Annotated in this window: 21 protein-coding genes and 1 pseudogene; 14 read left to right on the forward strand and 8 right to left on the reverse strand. The window is 61.1% G+C overall.

The features are described from left to right. Positions 1 to 93: 93 nt before the first annotated feature. The 3 genes and pseudogenes from HJB82_RS07880 to HJB82_RS07890 all read left to right on the forward strand — a co-directional run. A pseudogene (locus HJB82_RS07880) lies at positions 94 to 807 on the forward strand (phosphatidylserine decarboxylase); the annotation flags it as partial. A 121-nt stretch (positions 808 to 928) separates the two neighbouring features. Next, positions 929 to 1774, forward strand: a complete 846-nt coding sequence (pssA, locus tag HJB82_RS07885) for a CDP-diacylglycerol--serine O-phosphatidyltransferase (protein WP_003587548.1) — start codon at positions 929 to 931, stop codon at positions 1772 to 1774. A gap of 279 nt (positions 1775 to 2053) precedes the next feature. Next, positions 2054 to 2200 carry a hypothetical protein gene (locus HJB82_RS07890; protein ID WP_207583633.1) on the forward strand — a complete coding sequence of 49 codons (147 nt, stop codon included), beginning with the start codon at positions 2054 to 2056 and terminating at the stop codon, positions 2198 to 2200. A 287-nt stretch (positions 2201 to 2487) separates the two neighbouring features. Here HJB82_RS07890 and HJB82_RS07895 read toward each other — a convergent pair whose 3' ends face one another. After that, complete coding sequence (locus tag HJB82_RS07895; RefSeq protein WP_207583632.1) at positions 2488 to 3252, reverse strand: SOS response-associated peptidase; 765 nt, start codon at positions 3250 to 3252, stop codon at positions 2488 to 2490. A gap of 41 nt (positions 3253 to 3293) precedes the next feature. Next, positions 3294 to 3614 carry a YnfA family protein gene (locus tag HJB82_RS07900; protein ID WP_207583631.1) on the reverse strand — a complete coding sequence of 107 codons (321 nt, stop codon included), beginning with the start codon at positions 3612 to 3614 and terminating at the stop codon, positions 3294 to 3296. A gap of 129 nt (positions 3615 to 3743) precedes the next feature. On the opposite strand from HJB82_RS07900, the gene HJB82_RS07905 reads away from it, so the two are divergent. The 8 genes from HJB82_RS07905 (at position 3744) to HJB82_RS07940 (ending at position 8888) form a co-directional block, all read left to right on the forward strand. Further along, positions 3744 to 4169, forward strand: a complete 426-nt coding sequence (locus tag HJB82_RS07905; protein WP_207583630.1) for an NUDIX hydrolase — start codon at positions 3744 to 3746, stop codon at positions 4167 to 4169. Between the two features lie 71 nt (positions 4170 to 4240). Further along, positions 4241 to 4684 carry a TIGR02301 family protein gene (locus HJB82_RS07910; RefSeq protein ID WP_207583629.1) on the forward strand — a complete coding sequence of 148 codons (444 nt, stop codon included), beginning with the start codon at positions 4241 to 4243 and terminating at the stop codon, positions 4682 to 4684. A gap of 103 nt (positions 4685 to 4787) precedes the next feature. Continuing rightward, the gene (locus HJB82_RS07915; RefSeq protein ID WP_003578293.1) at positions 4788 to 5045 is read left to right on the forward strand and encodes a hypothetical protein; all 258 of its coding nucleotides are present in this window, start codon (positions 4788 to 4790) and stop codon (positions 5043 to 5045) included. 18 nt (positions 5046 to 5063) lie between these two features. Continuing rightward, positions 5064 to 5810, forward strand: a complete 747-nt coding sequence (locus HJB82_RS07920; RefSeq protein WP_221115289.1) for a hypothetical protein — start codon at positions 5064 to 5066, stop codon at positions 5808 to 5810. A 100-nt stretch (positions 5811 to 5910) separates the two neighbouring features. Further along, entirely contained in the window at positions 5911 to 6810 is a 900-nt protein-coding gene (locus HJB82_RS07925) for a folate-binding protein YgfZ (protein WP_221139792.1), read from the forward strand. After that, the gene (locus tag HJB82_RS07930; RefSeq protein WP_207583626.1) at positions 6807 to 7415 is read left to right on the forward strand and encodes a YfbR-like 5'-deoxynucleotidase; all 609 of its coding nucleotides are present in this window, start codon (positions 6807 to 6809) and stop codon (positions 7413 to 7415) included. The genes HJB82_RS07925 and HJB82_RS07930 overlap by 4 nt, the downstream gene beginning before the upstream one ends. Then, positions 7412 to 7942 (forward strand): tyrosine phosphatase family protein, encoded by a 531-nt coding sequence (locus HJB82_RS07935; protein WP_207583625.1) that lies wholly within the window; start codon positions 7412 to 7414, stop codon positions 7940 to 7942. Before HJB82_RS07930 ends, HJB82_RS07935 begins: the two co-directional genes overlap by 4 nt. A 58-nt stretch (positions 7943 to 8000) precedes the next feature. Next, positions 8001 to 8888, forward strand: coding sequence for a mechanosensitive ion channel family protein (locus HJB82_RS07940; protein ID WP_207583624.1), 888 nt, complete (start codon positions 8001 to 8003; stop codon positions 8886 to 8888). Between the two features lie 78 nt (positions 8889 to 8966). On the opposite strand, the gene HJB82_RS07945 is transcribed toward HJB82_RS07940, so the two are convergent. Further along, positions 8967 to 9482, reverse strand: coding sequence for a superoxide dismutase family protein (locus tag HJB82_RS07945; RefSeq protein ID WP_207583623.1), 516 nt, complete (start codon positions 9480 to 9482; stop codon positions 8967 to 8969). Between the two features lie 205 nt (positions 9483 to 9687). Then, complete coding sequence (locus HJB82_RS07950) at positions 9688 to 10041, reverse strand: hypothetical protein (protein ID WP_207583622.1); 354 nt, start codon at positions 10039 to 10041, stop codon at positions 9688 to 9690. A gap of 426 nt (positions 10042 to 10467) precedes the next feature. On the opposite strand from HJB82_RS07950, the gene HJB82_RS07955 reads away from it, so the two are divergent. From HJB82_RS07955 to HJB82_RS07965, 3 genes are all read left to right on the forward strand, one after another. Next, positions 10468 to 12363, forward strand: a complete 1896-nt coding sequence (locus tag HJB82_RS07955) for a bifunctional diguanylate cyclase/phosphodiesterase (RefSeq protein WP_221131486.1) — start codon at positions 10468 to 10470, stop codon at positions 12361 to 12363. A gap of 145 nt (positions 12364 to 12508) precedes the next feature. Further along, positions 12509 to 13153, forward strand: a complete 645-nt coding sequence (locus HJB82_RS07960; protein ID WP_221115292.1) for an HD domain-containing protein — start codon at positions 12509 to 12511, stop codon at positions 13151 to 13153. Positions 13154 to 13162: 9 nt separating this feature from the next. Next, on the forward strand, positions 13163 to 14020 hold the full coding sequence (locus tag HJB82_RS07965) for an MOSC domain-containing protein (protein WP_207583619.1): 858 nt from the start codon (positions 13163 to 13165) through the stop codon (positions 14018 to 14020). 40 nt (positions 14021 to 14060) lie between these two features. On the opposite strand, the gene HJB82_RS07970 is transcribed toward HJB82_RS07965, so the two are convergent. From HJB82_RS07970 to HJB82_RS07985, 4 genes are all read right to left on the reverse strand, one after another. Beyond that, the gene (locus HJB82_RS07970; protein ID WP_207583618.1) at positions 14061 to 15056 is read right to left on the reverse strand and encodes an aldo/keto reductase; all 996 of its coding nucleotides are present in this window, start codon (positions 15054 to 15056) and stop codon (positions 14061 to 14063) included. A gap of 109 nt (positions 15057 to 15165) precedes the next feature. Further along, the gene (gene recO / locus HJB82_RS07975) at positions 15166 to 15930 is read right to left on the reverse strand and encodes a DNA repair protein RecO (RefSeq protein WP_207583617.1); all 765 of its coding nucleotides are present in this window, start codon (positions 15928 to 15930) and stop codon (positions 15166 to 15168) included. A gap of 98 nt (positions 15931 to 16028) precedes the next feature. After that, a complete protein-coding gene (locus HJB82_RS07980; protein ID WP_207583616.1) occupies positions 16029 to 16514 on the reverse strand; it encodes a hypothetical protein in 486 nt (161 codons plus the stop codon). A gap of 102 nt (positions 16515 to 16616) precedes the next feature. Further along, positions 16617 to 17369 (reverse strand): Crp/Fnr family transcriptional regulator, encoded by a 753-nt coding sequence (locus HJB82_RS07985; RefSeq protein ID WP_207583615.1) that lies wholly within the window; start codon positions 17367 to 17369, stop codon positions 16617 to 16619. Positions 17370 to 17511 lie beyond the last annotated feature (142 nt).

The raw sequence follows: 17511 nt of genomic DNA on the forward strand, positions 1-17511 counted from the left end.
TTGTTGTTCAGAACCCCGGCGTCGGAACCAGGGCGCGGGCCATAGCATTGCCCCGGAGACGGTTTTTCGCTAACCAGCGAGAAACGCAAACGCAAGGAGACCGGCAGCATGAGCCTGTTCAACACGGTTCGCAACACGATCGTCCCCGTGCACAAGGAGGGTTATCCCTTCGTTGCCGCCTTCTTCGTCGCGTCGCTGATCCTAGGCTGGATCTTCAAGCCGCTCTTCTGGATCGGCATGATCTTCACGCTCTGGTGCGCCTATTTCTTCCGCGATCCCGAACGGGTGACCCCGCAGGACGACGATCTGGTGATCTCTCCCGCCGACGGCAAAGTCTCGGCGATCCAGATGGTGACCCCGCCGGCGGAACTCAATCTCGGCTCCGAGCCGATGCTGCGCATCTCGGTGTTCATGAACGTCTTCAATTGCCATGTGAACCGGGCGCCGATGCGCGGGCGCATCGTCAGCATCAACTACCGCTCCGGCAGCTTTGTCAACGCCGAGCTCGACAAGGCGAGCGAGGACAATGAACGCAACGGGCTGGTGATCGAAACCCGGCACGGCCAGATCGGTGTGGTCCAGATCGCCGGTCTCGTGGCACGGCGCATCCTCTGCTGGGCAAACCCCAACGAACCGTTAGATGCCGGCGAGCGCTTCGGGCTGATCCGTTTCGGGTCGCGGCTCGACGTGTTCCTGCCGGCCGGTGCCGCGCCACGCGTCTCGCTCGGCCAAGTGGCGATTGCCGGGGAAACTGTTATCGCCGAATTTGCCTCCGCCAAGGGTCCCGTCATCAGCCGCCGCAGCTAAAGCGCGTCGCGATCTTTCAGATTCGCTCTTGGCGCTTAAGCCCATTGTTTTACGCCTGTCGTTATCGCAAACCGCTGCACAGTTTTGCGCGACATGCTCCAGGTTCAGATTGGAACGCGATATGGAAACGCCCTTTCCGCCTTTCGAGCCCAATGGTCCGGATGATTCCGCCCGCGGCCCGCGCCTGCGCGAAATCCCGCTCCGTCTCGTCTTTCCGAACCTCATCACCATTCTGGCGATCTGCGCCGGGCTGACCGGCATCCGGCTGGCTTTCGAGAACCGTTACGAGCTCGCCGTCTCCATGGTACTGGTGGCCGCCTTCCTCGACGGCATCGACGGGCGCGTGGCCCGGCTGATGAAGGCGACCTCGAAGTTCGGCGCGCAAATGGATTCGCTTGCCGATATCGTCAATTTCGGCGTCGCACCCGCCCTCGTCGTCTATGTCTTCGCGCTCGACCAGGCGCGCTCGCTCGGCTGGATCGCCGCCCTGATCTACGCGATCGCCGCCGGGCTTCGGCTTGCCCGCTTCAACGTCATGGCCGAACGTGAGAACAAGGCGAGCTGGCAATCGGAATATTTCGTCGGCGTGCCGGCGCCGGCTGGCGCCATGCTAGTGCTGCTGCCGGTCTATCTCGGCTTCCTCGGCCTGGCGACGGACCGCACCTTCGCCTATGTTTCGTCGATCTATACGGTCGTTATCGCCTTCCTGCTGATCAGCCGGCTGCCGGTCTGGTCGGGCAAATCGGAAGGCAACCGGTTGCGGCGCGATCTCGTGCTGCCGATGATGCTCGGCGTCGTGCTCTATGTGGCTCTGCTGATGAGCTACACCTGGGAGGTGATGGTCTTTACCGTTGCTGCCTACCTTATATCGCTTCCCTTCGGCGCACGGAAATGGCGCCGGAAATATGGGACGCTGACGATCGAGGAACCTGGTGTCGGCGACGACGATATCGGCCGGCACATCTGATCTCCGCGCATTGCTGATTTTTCTGACCTGGGAAATCTTCTCTCTACGTTCTCACCCACGGGATAACCGCTACGCGCGATTCTCCGGCGAAAACCGCTGCGCACTTTAGTTGGAACCGCTGTCTTCAGTAAGTATTAACCAACGTAGGCTTCAGTTAAGCCTCGCGAATTATGGTGCTCGTTTACAAATCCTGATGGGATGCGTCTCTGTTTTGTCGCTATTTATGACGAAACAGCAAATCATAAAATGCCCAGGGAAGAACCACGTAAGGAGAGTATCGTGACCTCGAAAAAGAGTATTAGCAGCGAACAGCAGCCGTCCAAGCCTGATCTCAGCGCCAACTATCGCCCGGTTGGCCTGAAGGCCGTTGTCGCAGCATCGCTGATGGCAAAGAACAAGCCGGGCACCGTCAAGAAATCCGCTTGAGGTGCTACACTTCCAACCGGACTTCGGTGCGCTTCAAGTCTGGTTCTCCGCATGTCGTCATCCCAAAACAGCAGTGATTTTGGGTGACATGCGTTAGGTACCGCTGACGAAGCGGATGCTGAGATTTATCGCCGGAAGCCTCAGACGATGCCGACCACGCCATCCTCCAACCCGCCGTGCGGCGGGTCTGACGTGGAGCGGTTGCAGCAAGCCGCACCAAAACCTCCTCCAACGCACAAGACAAACCAAGCGGTTATACCGCCAAGTGAAAAATGGCGGATGCCGCTTCAGAAGAAACTGAGCTGGTCGTCGTCAGGCCTTCGCTTCTCGGGAGCCTTCAGCGGCTTTTCGATGACGACCGGCTGCTGCAGGTCAGGCCCCATATTAGTGACCTTGTTGACCTTGTCGGAGACCGGGACGGCCTCGAAGAAATCGTCCTGAACGGGCCGCATCAAGTCGACCACCTCGCGCGGTTCCTGCGTCTTGCAATCCAGCCAGCGCGAAAAGTCTTCGGGCTTGATGACGACCGGCATGCGATCGTGGATCGAGGATATGCCTGAGTTGGCTGATGTCGTCAGGATCGCGCCGGTATCGACCTCGGAACCATCAGCCGAGGACCATGTCTCCATCAGGCCGGCAAAGGCGACGACCCCGCCTTGACGCGGCCTGATCCAATAGGCCTGCGGTTTCTCACCGCTATCCTTTGATGCACGATGCCATTCATAGAAGCCGGAGGCCGGGATGAGCACGCGGCGATGGCGCATGGCCGCCCGGAAAGAAGCCTTGCCGATCGCGGTCTCGGAGCGGGCATTGGTCAGCAGCGGAAATTCCTTCGGATCCTTGACCCAGCCCGGCGTGAAGCCCCAGCGCACGAGCACGGCGCGCCGGTCGGCCAAGTTGCTGCCCTGCTCCCTGCCCTCGCCTGAAATGACGACGAGAATCGGCTGCGTCGGCGCAATATTGTAGCGCGCCGGAAATTCGTCGAAATCCAGACCGGAGAAAATGTCGCGCAGGCCGGCGCTAGTGATTGTCAGGGCAAAACGTCCACACATCGGCTTGTCTTTGCACCGGGCCTGAGTCCGGTCAAGGCGCTTCAGCCTCTCGGCGCAAAGAGGATGATGCTCGTCCCGGCAAGGCAGATCAACGCCCCGCCGATGTCGTAACGATCAGGCATGCGGCTTTCGACCAGCCAAAGCCAGAGCAGCGAGGCGACGATGTAGATGCCGCCATAGGCCGCGAAGGTGCGGCCGGCCGCCTCGCTCGGCACCAGCGTCAGAAGCCAGGCAAAAAGCGCCAGCGAGACCATGCCCGGCGCCAGCCACCAGATCGGCTTTTCGAGTTTCAGCCACGCCCAGAAGGCAAAACACCCGGCGATCTCGAAGACGGCGGCGAAGGCGTAAATGATGTAGGTCACGAAAGCACCTTTCGAATCCGTCACCACTATCCCAGCGAAAACTGGGGAAGCCAAGCAGCGGCGGCATGCAAATATCGGTTCATCGGATAGGATGGGCGATCCGAGCCAAGAGCCCCAAGAGCAGCCCCGATGACCTCCACCGCCAAAGCCGCCTCATCCGCCATTCTTGAACGCGACGGACGATTCCTGCTGGTGCTGCGGCGCAATCCGCCTTCCGCCGACATGTATGCCTTTCCCGGCGGACGCGCTGAACCTGGCGAGACCCCGGAGCAAACGGCCTTGCGAGAATTCGGTGAAGAGACCGGCATTTCGGCACGCAATCCGCGGCTGCTTTCGACCTATGATCTGAAGACCCATGCGGCCGATGGCAGCGTCAACAGCCATTTCCTGCTCTCGGTCTTCCGGGTCGAGGCGGATAGGGATGTGGTGGCGGAAGCCGCCGACGATGCGGCCGCCGTCGGCTGGTACACGGTGGAGGAAATCCGGCGATTGCCCGTACCGCAGAGCGTGCTCGAATGCGCCGAGCGGCTAGAACAGGATGCCGAAAACCGCTGACGCTTTTGGGCATCATGTCCTGGCGGGCGGCGAATAGAAGTGGAAACTCTCAGGCCCGCCTTGTTGCCGTCATGCTCAACGTATCAACTGAGAGCATGATTCCCGTTCGACGCATTTTCTTGTCCCTGCTCGTCCTGGCCGGTCCGACCATGGCGCAGGGCAAGAATTCGCCGCCTCCACAGGAGGAGATTACGCCGCCGCCCGCCGTGATCGTGCCTTATGACGACAAGCTGGCGCGGCTCGCCGAGGTGTTGGGTTCGGTGCATTATTTGAGAACGCTCTGCAAGGCGGCAGACGCCGACGAGTGGCGCAACGGCATGCAGCAGCTGCTCGATTCGGAGACCGGCAACGAGCAGCTGCGCAAGGAAAGGCTGACTGCAGCCTTCAATCGCGGCTACCGCGCGTTCGCCTCCGTCTATACGGATTGCACCGCAGCGGCCATCGTGGCAGAAGAGCGCTACCGTAACGAAGGTGCAACACTCGCCACAGAAATTACCTCGCGTTTTGGAAATTGACGTTTAATTAACCTGTTTTCGCATGCGGACGTGTCGTTTTGGGAAAAGGCTGTTAGTGTTGTTAACGGTGCAGTAAGACATGAGAAGTTCTGAGGAAAAGACAATGGAAGCAAGCCTCAACGAGATCGACGACATGATCGTCCACGAAAAGATGCAGGCGGCTCTGGAGTACCAGAACGAGGCTTGGGCCGACGGCATGGCGGACGGAATCGAGCCTGAAATCATCGCTGATGCCGCCATTGCGCATGCACTGCGGGAGACCATCAGATTGCACGGGGAAAGCAGCGCAGAGGCCCTGCTGGATTCGCTCCGTGAGCGCATGCTTGCCGGCGAATTCTCCGCGAACCGCACCCTGCAATAATTATTATCAGAGAGTTTGATGCGCACCGGTAAAGAGAAAGTATCGCGAATTCCGCTCGCGCCGGTGCTGCTTGCGTTCAGCCTCGCCGCCGGCAATGTTTTCCTCGCGCCGGCAGCGTACGCGCTTTCCGAACTGCACAAGGTCCCAGGCCAGCCCACCAACGACGCCCCGGCCGCTCAGGGACAGAGCCAACCGCAAAGCGGAGCCGCTCCCGGCGTTCCCATGGCGGATCCGCTGGTCAACAGCCAGAATAATCAGGGTGTCGACAAGACGCCAGGCGCCCAGGATGCTGCCAAGCCCGCCGAAGTGATTTACGACATCAGCAAGGTACCCGAGCCGGTTCGCAAGATGCGCGAGCAAATCGTCGAGGCGGCCGCCTCCGGCGATCTCGAACGGCTGCGGCCGCTGATGGGCGCCGGCACTGAGCAGACGCAGGTGACGGTGGGTGAGCCCACAGACGATCCGATCGGCACGCTAAAGGATCTTTCGGGCGACCCTGACGGAGACGAGATCCTCGCCATCATGCTCGACATCATCTCGACCGGCTTCGTGCATGTCGGCCAGGGTACGGCAGACGATATGTATGTGTGGCCGTATTTTGCCGAGAAGGACTTGAAGTCGCTGACGCCGCCGGAGCGCGTCGAGCTACTGCGCATCGTCACCGCCGGCGATCTTTCCGACATGCAGGAATTCGGCGGATATAATTTCTACCGCCTCGGCATTACGCCTCAGGGCAAATGGAAATTCTTCACGGCGGGCGACTGACGCCCACCTCGCTTGCTCCTCTCGCGTTTCGCATGAGGCGCTTGCGATCCCCCTCATGAAGACATACCTGTGAGCGATGACCAACGCGACAGGTTCCGCCATGCCAGCCGTATTCCTGAAAGACCGCGCATTGCTCTTTGTCAGCGGTGCGGAAGCCCAATCCTTCCTGCAGAATCTGATCACCACCGATATCATCTCGCTCGGGTCCGACGAGGTGCGGCCCGGGGCGCTGCTGACGCCGCAAGGCAAGATCCTGTTCGACTTCATGATCTGGCAGGAGGGCGATGGCTATACGATCGAAACGGACGCCAGCCAGCGCGATGGCCTGCTGAAGCGACTGACGATGTACAAGCTGCGTGCCGCCGTCACGCTTGCCCTTCGCGCAGAGGAGGGCGTCACCGTTTGCTGGGGCGATGATGCCGACGCCAGCCAGGGCGCCCAGGGCGCCCGGGGCAGCCAGGGCGCCCAGGGCGCCCGGGGCAGCCAGGGCGCCCGGGACAGTCGCTTCGCCAAGGCGGGCGTCACGCTGGTCCGTCGGCCCGGCAAACACGGCAAAGGTGAGGAAGCGCTCTATGACGCGCTGCGTATCAGGCTCGGCATCGTCACCTCAGGATCGGACTTCGCCCTGCAGGATGCCTTCCCGCATGACGTGCTGATGGATTTGAATGGCGGCCTCTCCTTCAGGAAAGGCTGCTATGTCGGCCAGGAGGTCGTCTCGCGCATGCAGCACCGCGGCACTGCGCGCCGGCGCGTCGTGACCGTTTCTGCCGTGACAGCCCTGCCGGGGACGGGAACGGAGATCACCGCGGCCGGCAAGCCTATAGGGACGCTCGGTTCGGTCGAAGGCGACCATGGACTTGCGATCGTGCGTATCGACCGCGCCGGCGCCGCAATCGCCGCAGGCACGCCGCTGCTCGCCGGCGAAACACCTGTTTCCCTCGTCCTGCCGGCATGGTCCGGCCTTGTCTTCCCCACCAGCGCCGACGAGGCCAGTGCGTGACAACCGCAAAAGCCCCGCGTGCCTGGCAGCGTATGCTGTCCGGGCGCAGGCTCGACCTGCTCGACCCCTCGCCGCTCGATGTCGAACTGATCGATATCGCCCATGGGCTGGCGCGTGTCGCTCGCTGGAACGGCCAGACATCAGGCGATCATGCTTTTTCGGTGGCGCAGCACAGTCTCGTCGTTGAAGACATTTTCCGCCGCTTCAACGATGCGCGGCCGCAGGAGTGTCTGATGGCGCTGCTGCATGATGCACCCGAATATGTGATCGGCGATATGATCTCACCGTTCAAATCGGTGGTCGGCGGCGGCTACAAGACGGTGGAGAAGCGGTTGGAGGCCGCAGTGCACCTGCGCTTCGGCCTGCCGCCGCATCCCTCGCGCGACCTCAAGGACCGAATCAAGAAGGCCGATACGATCGCCGCCTATTTCGAGGCGACGGTGCTTGCCGGCTTCACACCCGCCGAGGCGCAGAAATTCTTCGGCCAGCCGCGCGGCATCAGCCCGGAGATGCTGATGATCGAGCCCCTGCCGGCAGTCGAAGCGCAGCGACTGTTCTGCGAGCGCTTCGCGGCGATCGAGGCCGAGCGGGAGATGGTGTCGTGAGCTTCATCGTCGTCTCGCCGCTGTCGCGCATCGCGGAGATGGCGGTGCGCCACAAGGCGCGTGACATGATCAGCCTGATCGCCAAGGAGCAGGCCTTTCACCGACCTGGCGTGATCGCGGCCGACCGCCACCTGACGCTTGCGATGAACGACATCGCCTTCAAGGGCACCGGCGGCCTGGTGGCGCCCGACGAGACGCATGTGCAGGGAATTATCGACTTTGCCGCATCGTGGCGGCAGGAGACGCCGCTGCTCATCCATTGCTGGATGGGCGTGTCGCGATCGCCGGCGGCAGCCCTGATCGCCGCGCTGTCGCTCGTACCGGATCAGAGCGAAGAAAGGCTTGCCGGCCGGCTGCGGGCGGCCTCGCCTTTCGCGACGCCGAATGCCCGGTTGATCGAGATCGGCGACGCGCTGCTTAACCGCCGCGGCCAGTTGGTCGCGGCAGTGCGGGCAATCGGCCGCGGTGCGGATGCCGACGGCAACGCGCCCTTCGTGCTTGCGATCGACGACGCCGCCTGCGGTTGACGCTACCGCCATTCGCTCCATCTAGCCTCCGACCAAGAACAATCGACAGGGCCAGATCATGCAACAACAGGCAGCCGACGTCCTTCTCGCCACGCAAACGGCGCTCAGCCAGGCGAGCGCGCTGGCAGTGCAATATTCCTTTTCCGTCCTCGGCGCCGTCATCCTGCTCATTCTCGGCTGGGCGCTCGCCGGTTTTACCAGCCGCTGGGCCTATGAAGGCCTGTCGCGCGTCCATGGCATCGACGAGACGCTGGCGCGATTCTTCACCAATGTGCTGCGCTACGCGCTGCTTATCCTGGTGTTCATCACCGTGCTCGGCCAGTTCGGCGTCCAGACCGCCTCAATCATCGCGACCCTCGGCGCAGCCGGCCTGGCAATCGGACTGGCGCTACAGGGGACGCTGCAGAATATCGCCGCCGGCATCATGCTGCTGATCCTCAGGCCATTTCGAGTCGGGGAATACATCGAGACCAGCAGTGTGGCCGGCACAGTGCGCGAAATCGGGTTGTTTGCGACTGAACTCAGGACCGGCGACGGGCTCTACCGGTTGGCGCCGAATTCGACACTCTGGAACACGCCGATTACCAATTTCAGTCGCGAGCCTACGCGACGGAACGATGTGAACGTCAAGATCGCCGATGGGGATGACATCCATCAAGCGTTGGAGACACTGATGGGCCTTGCCAAAGCCGATTCCCGGGTGCTGAGGTCACCGGAACCAAGCGTCTTCATCGATAGCCTCGGTGACGGCGCGATCTTGGTGACGCTGCGCTACTGGGCAAAGACCGGCGACTGGTGGGCGGTCAGCCGTGACATGATAAAGCGCGTCAAACTCGCTTTCAACGAGAGGGATCGGGACGTTGTTCCGGATGTACCGGACGCTGCGTCGGCAAAGAACTCCAAAGGCAGGGCGGCGGCCGAAAAGCCGGCGCCGACGCGCCAATGACACATTCCAGCACCGCCGCGATTTCAGATCGCATAGCTCTTAACACGTTGAATCGGCGTATAATTTTGTCGTAACAGTCTATTGGATGACGCCGCAGGAGAGTCTTTCACCGGCATCACCGGAGGGCTGGCTGCGATAATCATCCGAATTGGCGTGGACCATCAATGCGCGGCCGCGAATTCCGTCGGTCTTGCCGTCGAGCGTGACCTTGCTATCGAAGACCTGGGCTCTCAGCATACCGTCCTCTCCGACATACTGATTGGGCATATCGCCGGCGTGCGGACCCTTGGCGGCAAGGAGGCCGTGCTCGGCCTTCTCAGGGTTGAAGTGACCGCCGGCCGACTCGTGATGGGTCGCGGCATCGCAGCGGCCGGTCTCGTGAACATGGAAGGCCACCCATTTGTTGGCCGGCAGCCCCGATATCTCGACTTCGATCAGGACGCCACCACTGGCGGCAGCCGTCAGTTGCGCGCGGCCGTCCTCCTTGCCGTCCTTGCCGACGAAATTGGCGACCGCCGTCTGCTTGTCCTGAGCGCTCGCCGGCAATGCAACTGCAAGCAGGCTCAGGGCGGCGATGGTGCACATGGCTTTCATGGAGGTCTCCTTCCGTCCGGTTGTCCTTCTGAACGTGTCAGCCAGGAAGGTGTTCCTGATTAAGCACAAAGGACGCTCTATCCGTTGGATTAACGCATGATCCTTTGCTGATATCGATTCCGGTTTTCGGGTCATGCGCTGGGAACACAGGACTGGAAAAGCCGGCCAAACGGCCGGCTTGCAGATCGCCTGATTCGGGAGTGGCTCAGGCGACGGCGTTGAAGTCGAACTGGCCGTAAGTGTTGCGGTAAACATCGTCCGACCGATCGCCGGTCGTCGGCGCGGTCTGCTGCAAAGGATAGGGAACGGCGATACTGGCTGCCACGCCGCTGTCACGCGAGTCCATCATCAGCGCAATCAGGCTGCCGGAAAATTTCGGCTGCGTTTCGCTGGCCTTGTCCTCGTCCAGGAGTTCCTTGATGATGCCGGGCTTCTGATCGGCGGCGCGTTCGCCGCGGCTGAGGACACCATCGCCATTGGCATCAAGCCGCGAGAGCGTCGCCAGATATGCATATGAAGTGTCCGAAACGGATGTGGTGCTGGTCATACAAACCTCCATTCACCGCCTTTAGCCGGTGGTGTTTGTACGCAATACGAACGTGGAAAATCACTAATTGACTCGCTGGTTAAACTGATTTGCGCGGTGCGTCAATAAGTTGTTAACTTCTCATTAACGATGATTGACAACCGTTAACGCAATGCTTGGCTGCCAACCTTCCGTCGAGGTCAAATGAGCGGATCTCGCGGTATTTCAGCGATTTTTCACATATAAAACAAATGCCTAACGATCTGGCCTCGCTGCCGCACTGCAACCGAATATTAATCCCGTCCGACCAGAATGGGCGCCACAAGCCACTACCCAGACTTTCAGCTTATAAAAAAATCAATTTTATGTTCACTTTGGAAGGGTTTTCGATGTGATGAGGTACGTTCGTCAGGTGAGGACGACCATTGCTGTCGCAGCCGCCCCGCAAGAGGCATCCCCATGAAAGCTGAAGCGCTCTTCTGGAAGCAATGCAGCCAGGCCGTCATGGCCGATGGATCGGTCGATGCGCGACGTTTGATGGAGCTTGTGATCGCGACCTACCGCGTCCATGAAAGCGACTATGACGAAATCGAGAGAAGCGCGGATACGCTGCTGAGAGAAAACCATGCGCTGAGAGGCAATATTTCCGCCCTCAGTCAGGCATTCGACGGACAGCAAAGGCTCTTCGAAATCATCCTCAACAACCTGCCGCTCGGTCTCAGCGTATTTGACGCGGACCAACGGCTGACACTTTCCAACATTCGCTTCGCTCAGCTTTTCGGCCTGACGCAGGACGATGTCGCTGCCGGCGCGACAATCGCCGATCTCACCGACAAAATGCGCGGCGCGGAGGGCGCCAGCGCCAAACCCGGCCGCCGGGTCGGGCGACATTCCTCTGCAACCACAAAACGCAGCAGTATCCGTCGGCGCGAATGGCTGATGGACGACGGCCGCATCATCCAGAGCATGGTGACCATCCTTGCCGACGGCAGCAACATCGCCATTCATGCCGATGTCACCGAGGATCGAAGGGCGGCCGAGCGCATCACCTATCTCGCCCATCACGACCCGCTGACCGGCCTCCCGAATCGCATCCATTTCCGCGAGCAGGTCGATGCGACGCTCATCGAGCGCAAGCCGGACGAGCAGATCGCCCTTGTTCACCTCAATCTCGACCGTTTCAAATCGATCAACAACACGATGGGCGTGTCAGTCGGCGACAAAATATTGCAGCAGGTCGCCCAGCGCATCCGAGCCTCGGCTGGTTCGGAGAATGCCTTGGCGCGCCTCGGCTCGGACGAGTTCGCCATCCTGCAGACAGGCAGACAGCAGCCGTGGAACGTGACTGCCCTTGCCGAGCAGATCCGCCGTGCGCTTTCCGAGCCATTCATCCACGGCGAGAAACAAGTGGAGCTCAGCGTCTCGATGGGGATCGCAGTCGCCCCGGGGGATGGCGAAGACACCGATATCCTCCTGAAGAATGCCGGCGTGGCGCTGTCGCATGCCAAGGCGGACGGGCGCAAGCGCGAGCGTTTCTTCGCAGGCGAGATGGAAGTGCAGATGCAGCTGCGCCATGCGCTGGAGGCCGACCTCAGAGCAGCCGTTGAAAAAGAAGAATTCGAGCTGCATTACCAGCCGCTCTATGACCTTTCGCAGCGGCGCATCTGCGGCTTCGAGGCTCTGATCCGCTGGAACCACCCGATCCGCGGCCGCGTTGCGCCGATGGATTTCATTCCGCTCGCCGAAGAGGTCGGCCTTATCGTCGATATCGGCCGCTGGGTTTTGCGCCAAGCCTGCAACGATGCAGCGCAATGGCCGGAGGATATCAAGGTCGCGGTCAACGTTTCGGCGATCCAGTTCAGCAGCAGCGACCTGACTGAGGACGTCAGCGAGGCGCTTGCCGCTGCTGCTGTATCGCCGTCGCGGCTTGAGCTCGAAATCACCGAGAGCGTGCTGATGGAAAATCTCAGCGAGGTGCTGCCGATCCTGCATGCGCTGAAGGAGCGCGGCATCCGCATCTCGATGGATGATTTCGGCACCGGCTATTCCTCGCTGAGCTATCTTTCGAGCTTCCCCTTCGACAAGATCAAGATCGACAAATCCTTCGTCAGCGACATCGTCGACAACAAGGAAGCGCATGCGATCATGCATGCAATCATCCTGCTTGGCGATGCGCTCGGCATGCGCGTTACCGTCGAAGGCGTCGAGACGGCCGCACAGCTGGCGCTGCTCGAATGCGAGGAATGCGACGAGATCCAGGGCTATCACATCAGTCCGCCGAGACCCGTGCGTGACGTGCCCCATCTTCTCTCCCTTCCGAAGAACGGCGGCAAGATGCATCTTCCCCGGGGCTGAGCCTCGATTGCGACTCGCACGGCAAGCCGCTACAAAATCGGCAGCGGTCAGCGAGCCTTCATTGTCGCGGGCTTTGACCGAGATCTCCGCTTCCGTTCCGGTGTTCTATCGACGGAAAACATTCTTCCTCATAACAGGTGGCGCAATGTTCGAGGCCGAAGCCTTCTCTCCTTATGAAACTCTCGCCGCAGCGCTGATCGCAGACGCTGCCGATGGCGACGACGGCTCGCACGACCTTGCCCATATCCTGCGCGTCTTCCGGAACGCCATGCGCATCCATGCTAGAGAAGGCGGCGACGGGCGGGTTCTTGCCGCTTCCGTGCTGCTGCACGACTGCGTCGCCGTCGAGAAGAATTCGCCGCTACGGGCAAAAGCGTCGGCCTTGGCGGCGGAAAAGGCATCGGCCATCCTGGCAGACCTCGGCTGGAGCCACGCGGATATCGAAGCCGCGGCTCACGCGATCACCGCGCATAGTTTCTCGGCCGGGGTGGTGGCGCAGACATTGGAGGCAAAGATCCTCCAGGACGCCGACCGGCTGGATGCGATCGGCATGGTCGGCGCCGCACGCTGCTTCTATATCGCCGGGCGACTGGGATCTGGACTCTATGATCCATTCGATCCGGCGGCAGCGAACCGCCCGCTCGATGACAAGCGTTATGCGATTGACCATTTCCAGACGAAGCTGTTCAAACTGGCGGACGGGTTCCAGACCGAGACCGGCCGCAGGCTGGCGGCCGATCGCGACCAAAGCCTGCGCGACTTCCTCCAGGCATTCATGGACGAGATCTAGGAGAACGGCATGCATATCAGCGACCTCTTCATCTACCCGCTCAAGAGCGCCCGCGGCCTTGCCCTGCCTTCGGCCGACATCGACGCCTATGGGCTTCCTGGCGACCGGCGAGCAATGATCACCGATGCGCACGGGCACTTCATCACCCAGCGCGAGTTGCCGGACCTCGCGCGTATCGAAGTACGACCGGAACCCGGCGTCTTTCGGCTGCTGATGCAGGGAAAACCGGAAATATCGGTACCGCCGCCTCAGCCTGAAAGCCGCATGGATGTGTCCGTCTGGAAATCAACTGTCAGCGCCGCCGTCGCCGATCCCGAGAGCAACCGTCAGCTTTCCGAATGGCTTGGCCGCGAGGTGCGGCTGGTCTTCTTCGACGGACAGGCCCGGCGGACTGCGAATGCCGAATGGGCCGGCGAAGGCACGCCGGTCACCTTTACCGACGGCTACCAGATCCTGGTGACGACGACCGGCTCGCTGAAGGCGCTGAATGCCGATCTCGCCGCCCATGGCGAAGGCAGCGTCGGCATGGAACGCTTCCGGCCGAACATCGTCATCGATATCGACGAGGCCTGGCCGGAGGACCGCTGGGCGGCGATCGAGATCGCCGGCATCCGCTTCGATCTCGTCAAACCCTGCTCGCGCTGCATCATGACGACGCAGGACCAGTTGACCGGCTCACGCGACGGGCCAAACCCGATGCCGGCCATGGGCCGCATCCGCATGTCGGCCGACAGACGTGTGCCCGGCCCGCTTTTCGGCTGGAACGTCACCCCACGCGGCAACGGCAGGATCATGATCGGCGACACAGTCAGCATTATAGAAGAGAGGCCGGAGGGCTGGGCGCTCAAGCGTCGCGTCGCAGCATGATGCGTGTCCTCAGGATCTGATGCGACAGGCTTTGGAAGCGTCAGACACGCGCGAGTGCCGCGTCGATCCCGGCCATGACATCGGCCGATAGCGGTCCCTTTTCCAGCGCGCCGGCATTTTCCTCCACCTGGGCGACGGTGCGGAAGCCCGGAATGGGCAGGGTGCGCGGCGACCTCGCCCAGAGCCAGCCAAGCGCCCCTTGCGTCAGCGTGCGGCCGCCCGATGTCAGGAGATCGCGGACGGCGTCGAGCCTTGCGGTAAATTCCGGGGCCATGCGCCCGTCCTTGAAATAAACCATCCAGTCGAGGGCTGCGCCCCGTACATCCTTGGCGCCGACCGCCTTGTCGGCGGTGAATTTGCCGGTTAGGAGGCCCATGGCCAGCGGACCGCGATTGATGGAGATCAGGCCCTTTCTCTCGATCACCGCGATCATCTCCGGCACCGGCTCGAAGACATTCATCGTATGCTGAACGGAGACATAGCCCTGACGGCCGGCATGGCGGGCAGCACGATCAGGAAAATCGGTGCTCCAACCGAACGCATCGATCTTGCCTTCGGCGCGCAACGCTTCCAGCGTGTCGAAGACTGCGTCCGATTGTGCCAGTGGAAAGTCATTGAGGTGGAACTGCAGAAGATCGAGGCGGTCGCGCTTGAGACGGCGCAGCGAGGTCTCGACCGAACGGCGGATGAAGGCTTCGTCGGCGAAAGCGCCGGTTGCCTGCTTGGTTTGCGAATCGGTGGCGAAGCCGAACTTGGTGGCGACGATAATATCGTCGCGATTGCCGATTGCCCGGCCGAGCACCTCCTCCGAATGGCCGGCGCCGTAGTTTGAAGCGGTGTCGAAGAAGCGGATGCCGAGTTCGATGGCGCGATGGATCGCTTCCACCGATTCATCGTCGTCGACGTCTCCCCAGCCGAGTGGTGTGTCGCCGGCGAAGAAGGGACCGCCGATCGCCCAGCATCCCATGCCGAGACGCGGAATTTCGCGGCCGTTCCAGAGCGTGATCGTCGTCGGGGTTGCGGTCTTGATCAGCATGAAATCCTCCTTGGTTGGCGTCTCCAAGACATAGGAAGGGCTCATATACGGGTAAACCGCCAAATCCGGAGGATGTTTTGCACCCGTAAAAAACGGCTGAAAACCGATCTCAGGCGGAGATCTGACCGGAAAGCGTCCGCAAAGCAGGATTGAGCGCCTTGAGTGCCGCCTGAACGAAGCCCTCGCGGGCTGCAACGGCCTCGATGCCTCGCGGTTCATAGACGTGGCGATGCAGAAAGAATCCCGTCAGACGAAACGCCGCCGCAAGGCTGTCGAAGTCGGCTGCATGGTTGCCTTCGATGCCGAGGAAGGGCGGCAGGAGCAGCATCTTGTCCGCCCAGGGGGCACCGGCGCTGCGGCTGACGGCGCGGCCGGATTTCGGCGAGACATAGGCGAGATCGGAACGGGCGCCGGTCGCGGCACATTCGGCCAGATCGAGACCGAAGCCGAGATCGTTCAGCACCGCAAGCTCGAAACGCACGAAGAGTTCGCCGGCATCGGCCGGGTTGTGCAGGTGATCGAGGATGACCTCCAGCGCATCGAAGAGATGCGGATGCGGGTCACGCTCCGGCAGCAGCCGCAGCAGCGCGCCCATCGCCTGAACGCCGTAGACGGCGGTCGCCGTTTCCATCAGGCGGGCGGCGCGCAACGTCACCGGCTCGACGCGAAATTCGCCGAGATGCTCGTCCAACCTGGCGCGCCAAAGGACCTCCACGGCATTGCCCACCTGCAGCACTGGCTGCATGGCGCGCGACCGGCCGGAACGAACCAGGCCGAGATGGCGGCCGCGATCACGCGTCATCACCTCGGCGATGACACTCGTCTCGCCGTGGCGCTTAACGCCCAGGATGATCGCATGGTCCTGCCACTGCATCGAAAGAAGTCCTTACGGCCGACGAATCCATCCTAGAGCATGATGCCGAAAACAGTGAGCGGTTTTCGGGCGACATCATGCTCCTGTCACGGAGCGCATCAGGCGACAGCCGGGAAAAGCCTCAGCAGGAATTCACGCATCGCCGTTTCGTCGAAAGGCTTCACCAAAAGCGGAATGTGCTGCAAGTCGGGCGGGAAATCGCCCGTATCGGAATAGCCGCTGACGAAGCCGAAGGGAATGCCAATATCGAGAAGATGGCGGGCAAATCCGAAGCTCATGCCCTCACCGAGATTGACGTCGAGAAGGGCGAAATCATATGTCTCCGCAGCGATAGCAGCCCTCGCCTGCTCCACACTGCCGACGATATCGATACTCTCGACGCCGGCCAGGCGCAGCATATCCTCCGCCTCCATCGCGATGATCAGACTGTCTTCAAGAACCAGAACACGGATTGCGCTCATGATTCCATGCCTCCCGTCGGGCGCCTGTCGCAGCGTCCCGGCTGTTTCGCCAACATCATTGCCTTCCGGTGCCCCGCATGGCACGCTATCGGTGAATTCCGCCACCATTTCTGAATAAACCACTTTTCTGCCCGGTCGATAAGAATCAAAATCGGAGGAAAGGCGACGACCGACCTTATTTTCCGAGCTGCTAATGCGCATTTAAAAAAGACATAGGGCCAAGGGTTAGATGAAGGGGCGTTTGCCCTCTCCGAGCCCTTCCCAGCCGGCAATGGCCATCAATTCCTCGCCGTTCAGAACCTCGCAGCCGCGCTCCTGCCAGCGGATCAACCGACGTTCACCGAGCTTTTTCAGGGTCTTGTTGGTGTGGACGATGGAAAGGCCGAGTGTATCGGCAATGTGCTGCTGGGTGATGGGGATGAATTTGCGGCCGTTGAAGAGATTAAGCTTCCGGCCACGCTCAAACAGGAAAGCGATCAGGTAGGCTGCTCTTTCCAGCGCCGTGCGGCGGCCGATGCTGAGCAGGTGTTCATCGAGAATACGCTCCTCGCGCGCAGCGATCCAGGTGATGTCGAAGGCGAGCGAGGGGTGTTTGTTGTAGAGCGTCATCAGTCTGTCACGCTCGAAAACACAAAGAGATACCGGCGAAAGCGCTTCGACGGAATGCTGCATCTCGCCGGCGATCGTTCCCTGCAGGCCGATCAGATCGCCTGGCATGATATAATTCAGAATCTGGCGGCGCCCATCCTCCAGCATCTTGTAGCGAAAGCCCCAACCAGCAAGCACGGTGAAGAGATGAGCGCTGTGTGCGCCCTCGACGAGGATAGTGGAGCCGGCATCGACGGCAAGCTCACCCCTCTTGAAGCTCGAGACGAATTCCAGCTCGTCGCGGCTGAATTCCCTGAAATGCGGCAGGGGCCGCAAGGGACATTGCTGGCAAGGGGTCTTGAAAGAATTGACCGATCTCGACGTCACCATGTTTGCCCTTGCCGTCGCAAAACCGACGCACCATCGCTTGCACGCCGTTCATTCAGGAATGCGAAAGCCACAAATTTGTTCCGTGAGCAAAGCGATTTTTTTATGCGGAAACAACGGTCTGGCGCCTGGCCGACGAAATCCT

The organism is Rhizobium sp. NZLR10, assembly GCF_019685125.1.
In the GTDB taxonomy this organism is placed as follows: Bacteria; Pseudomonadota; Alphaproteobacteria; order Rhizobiales; family Rhizobiaceae; genus Rhizobium.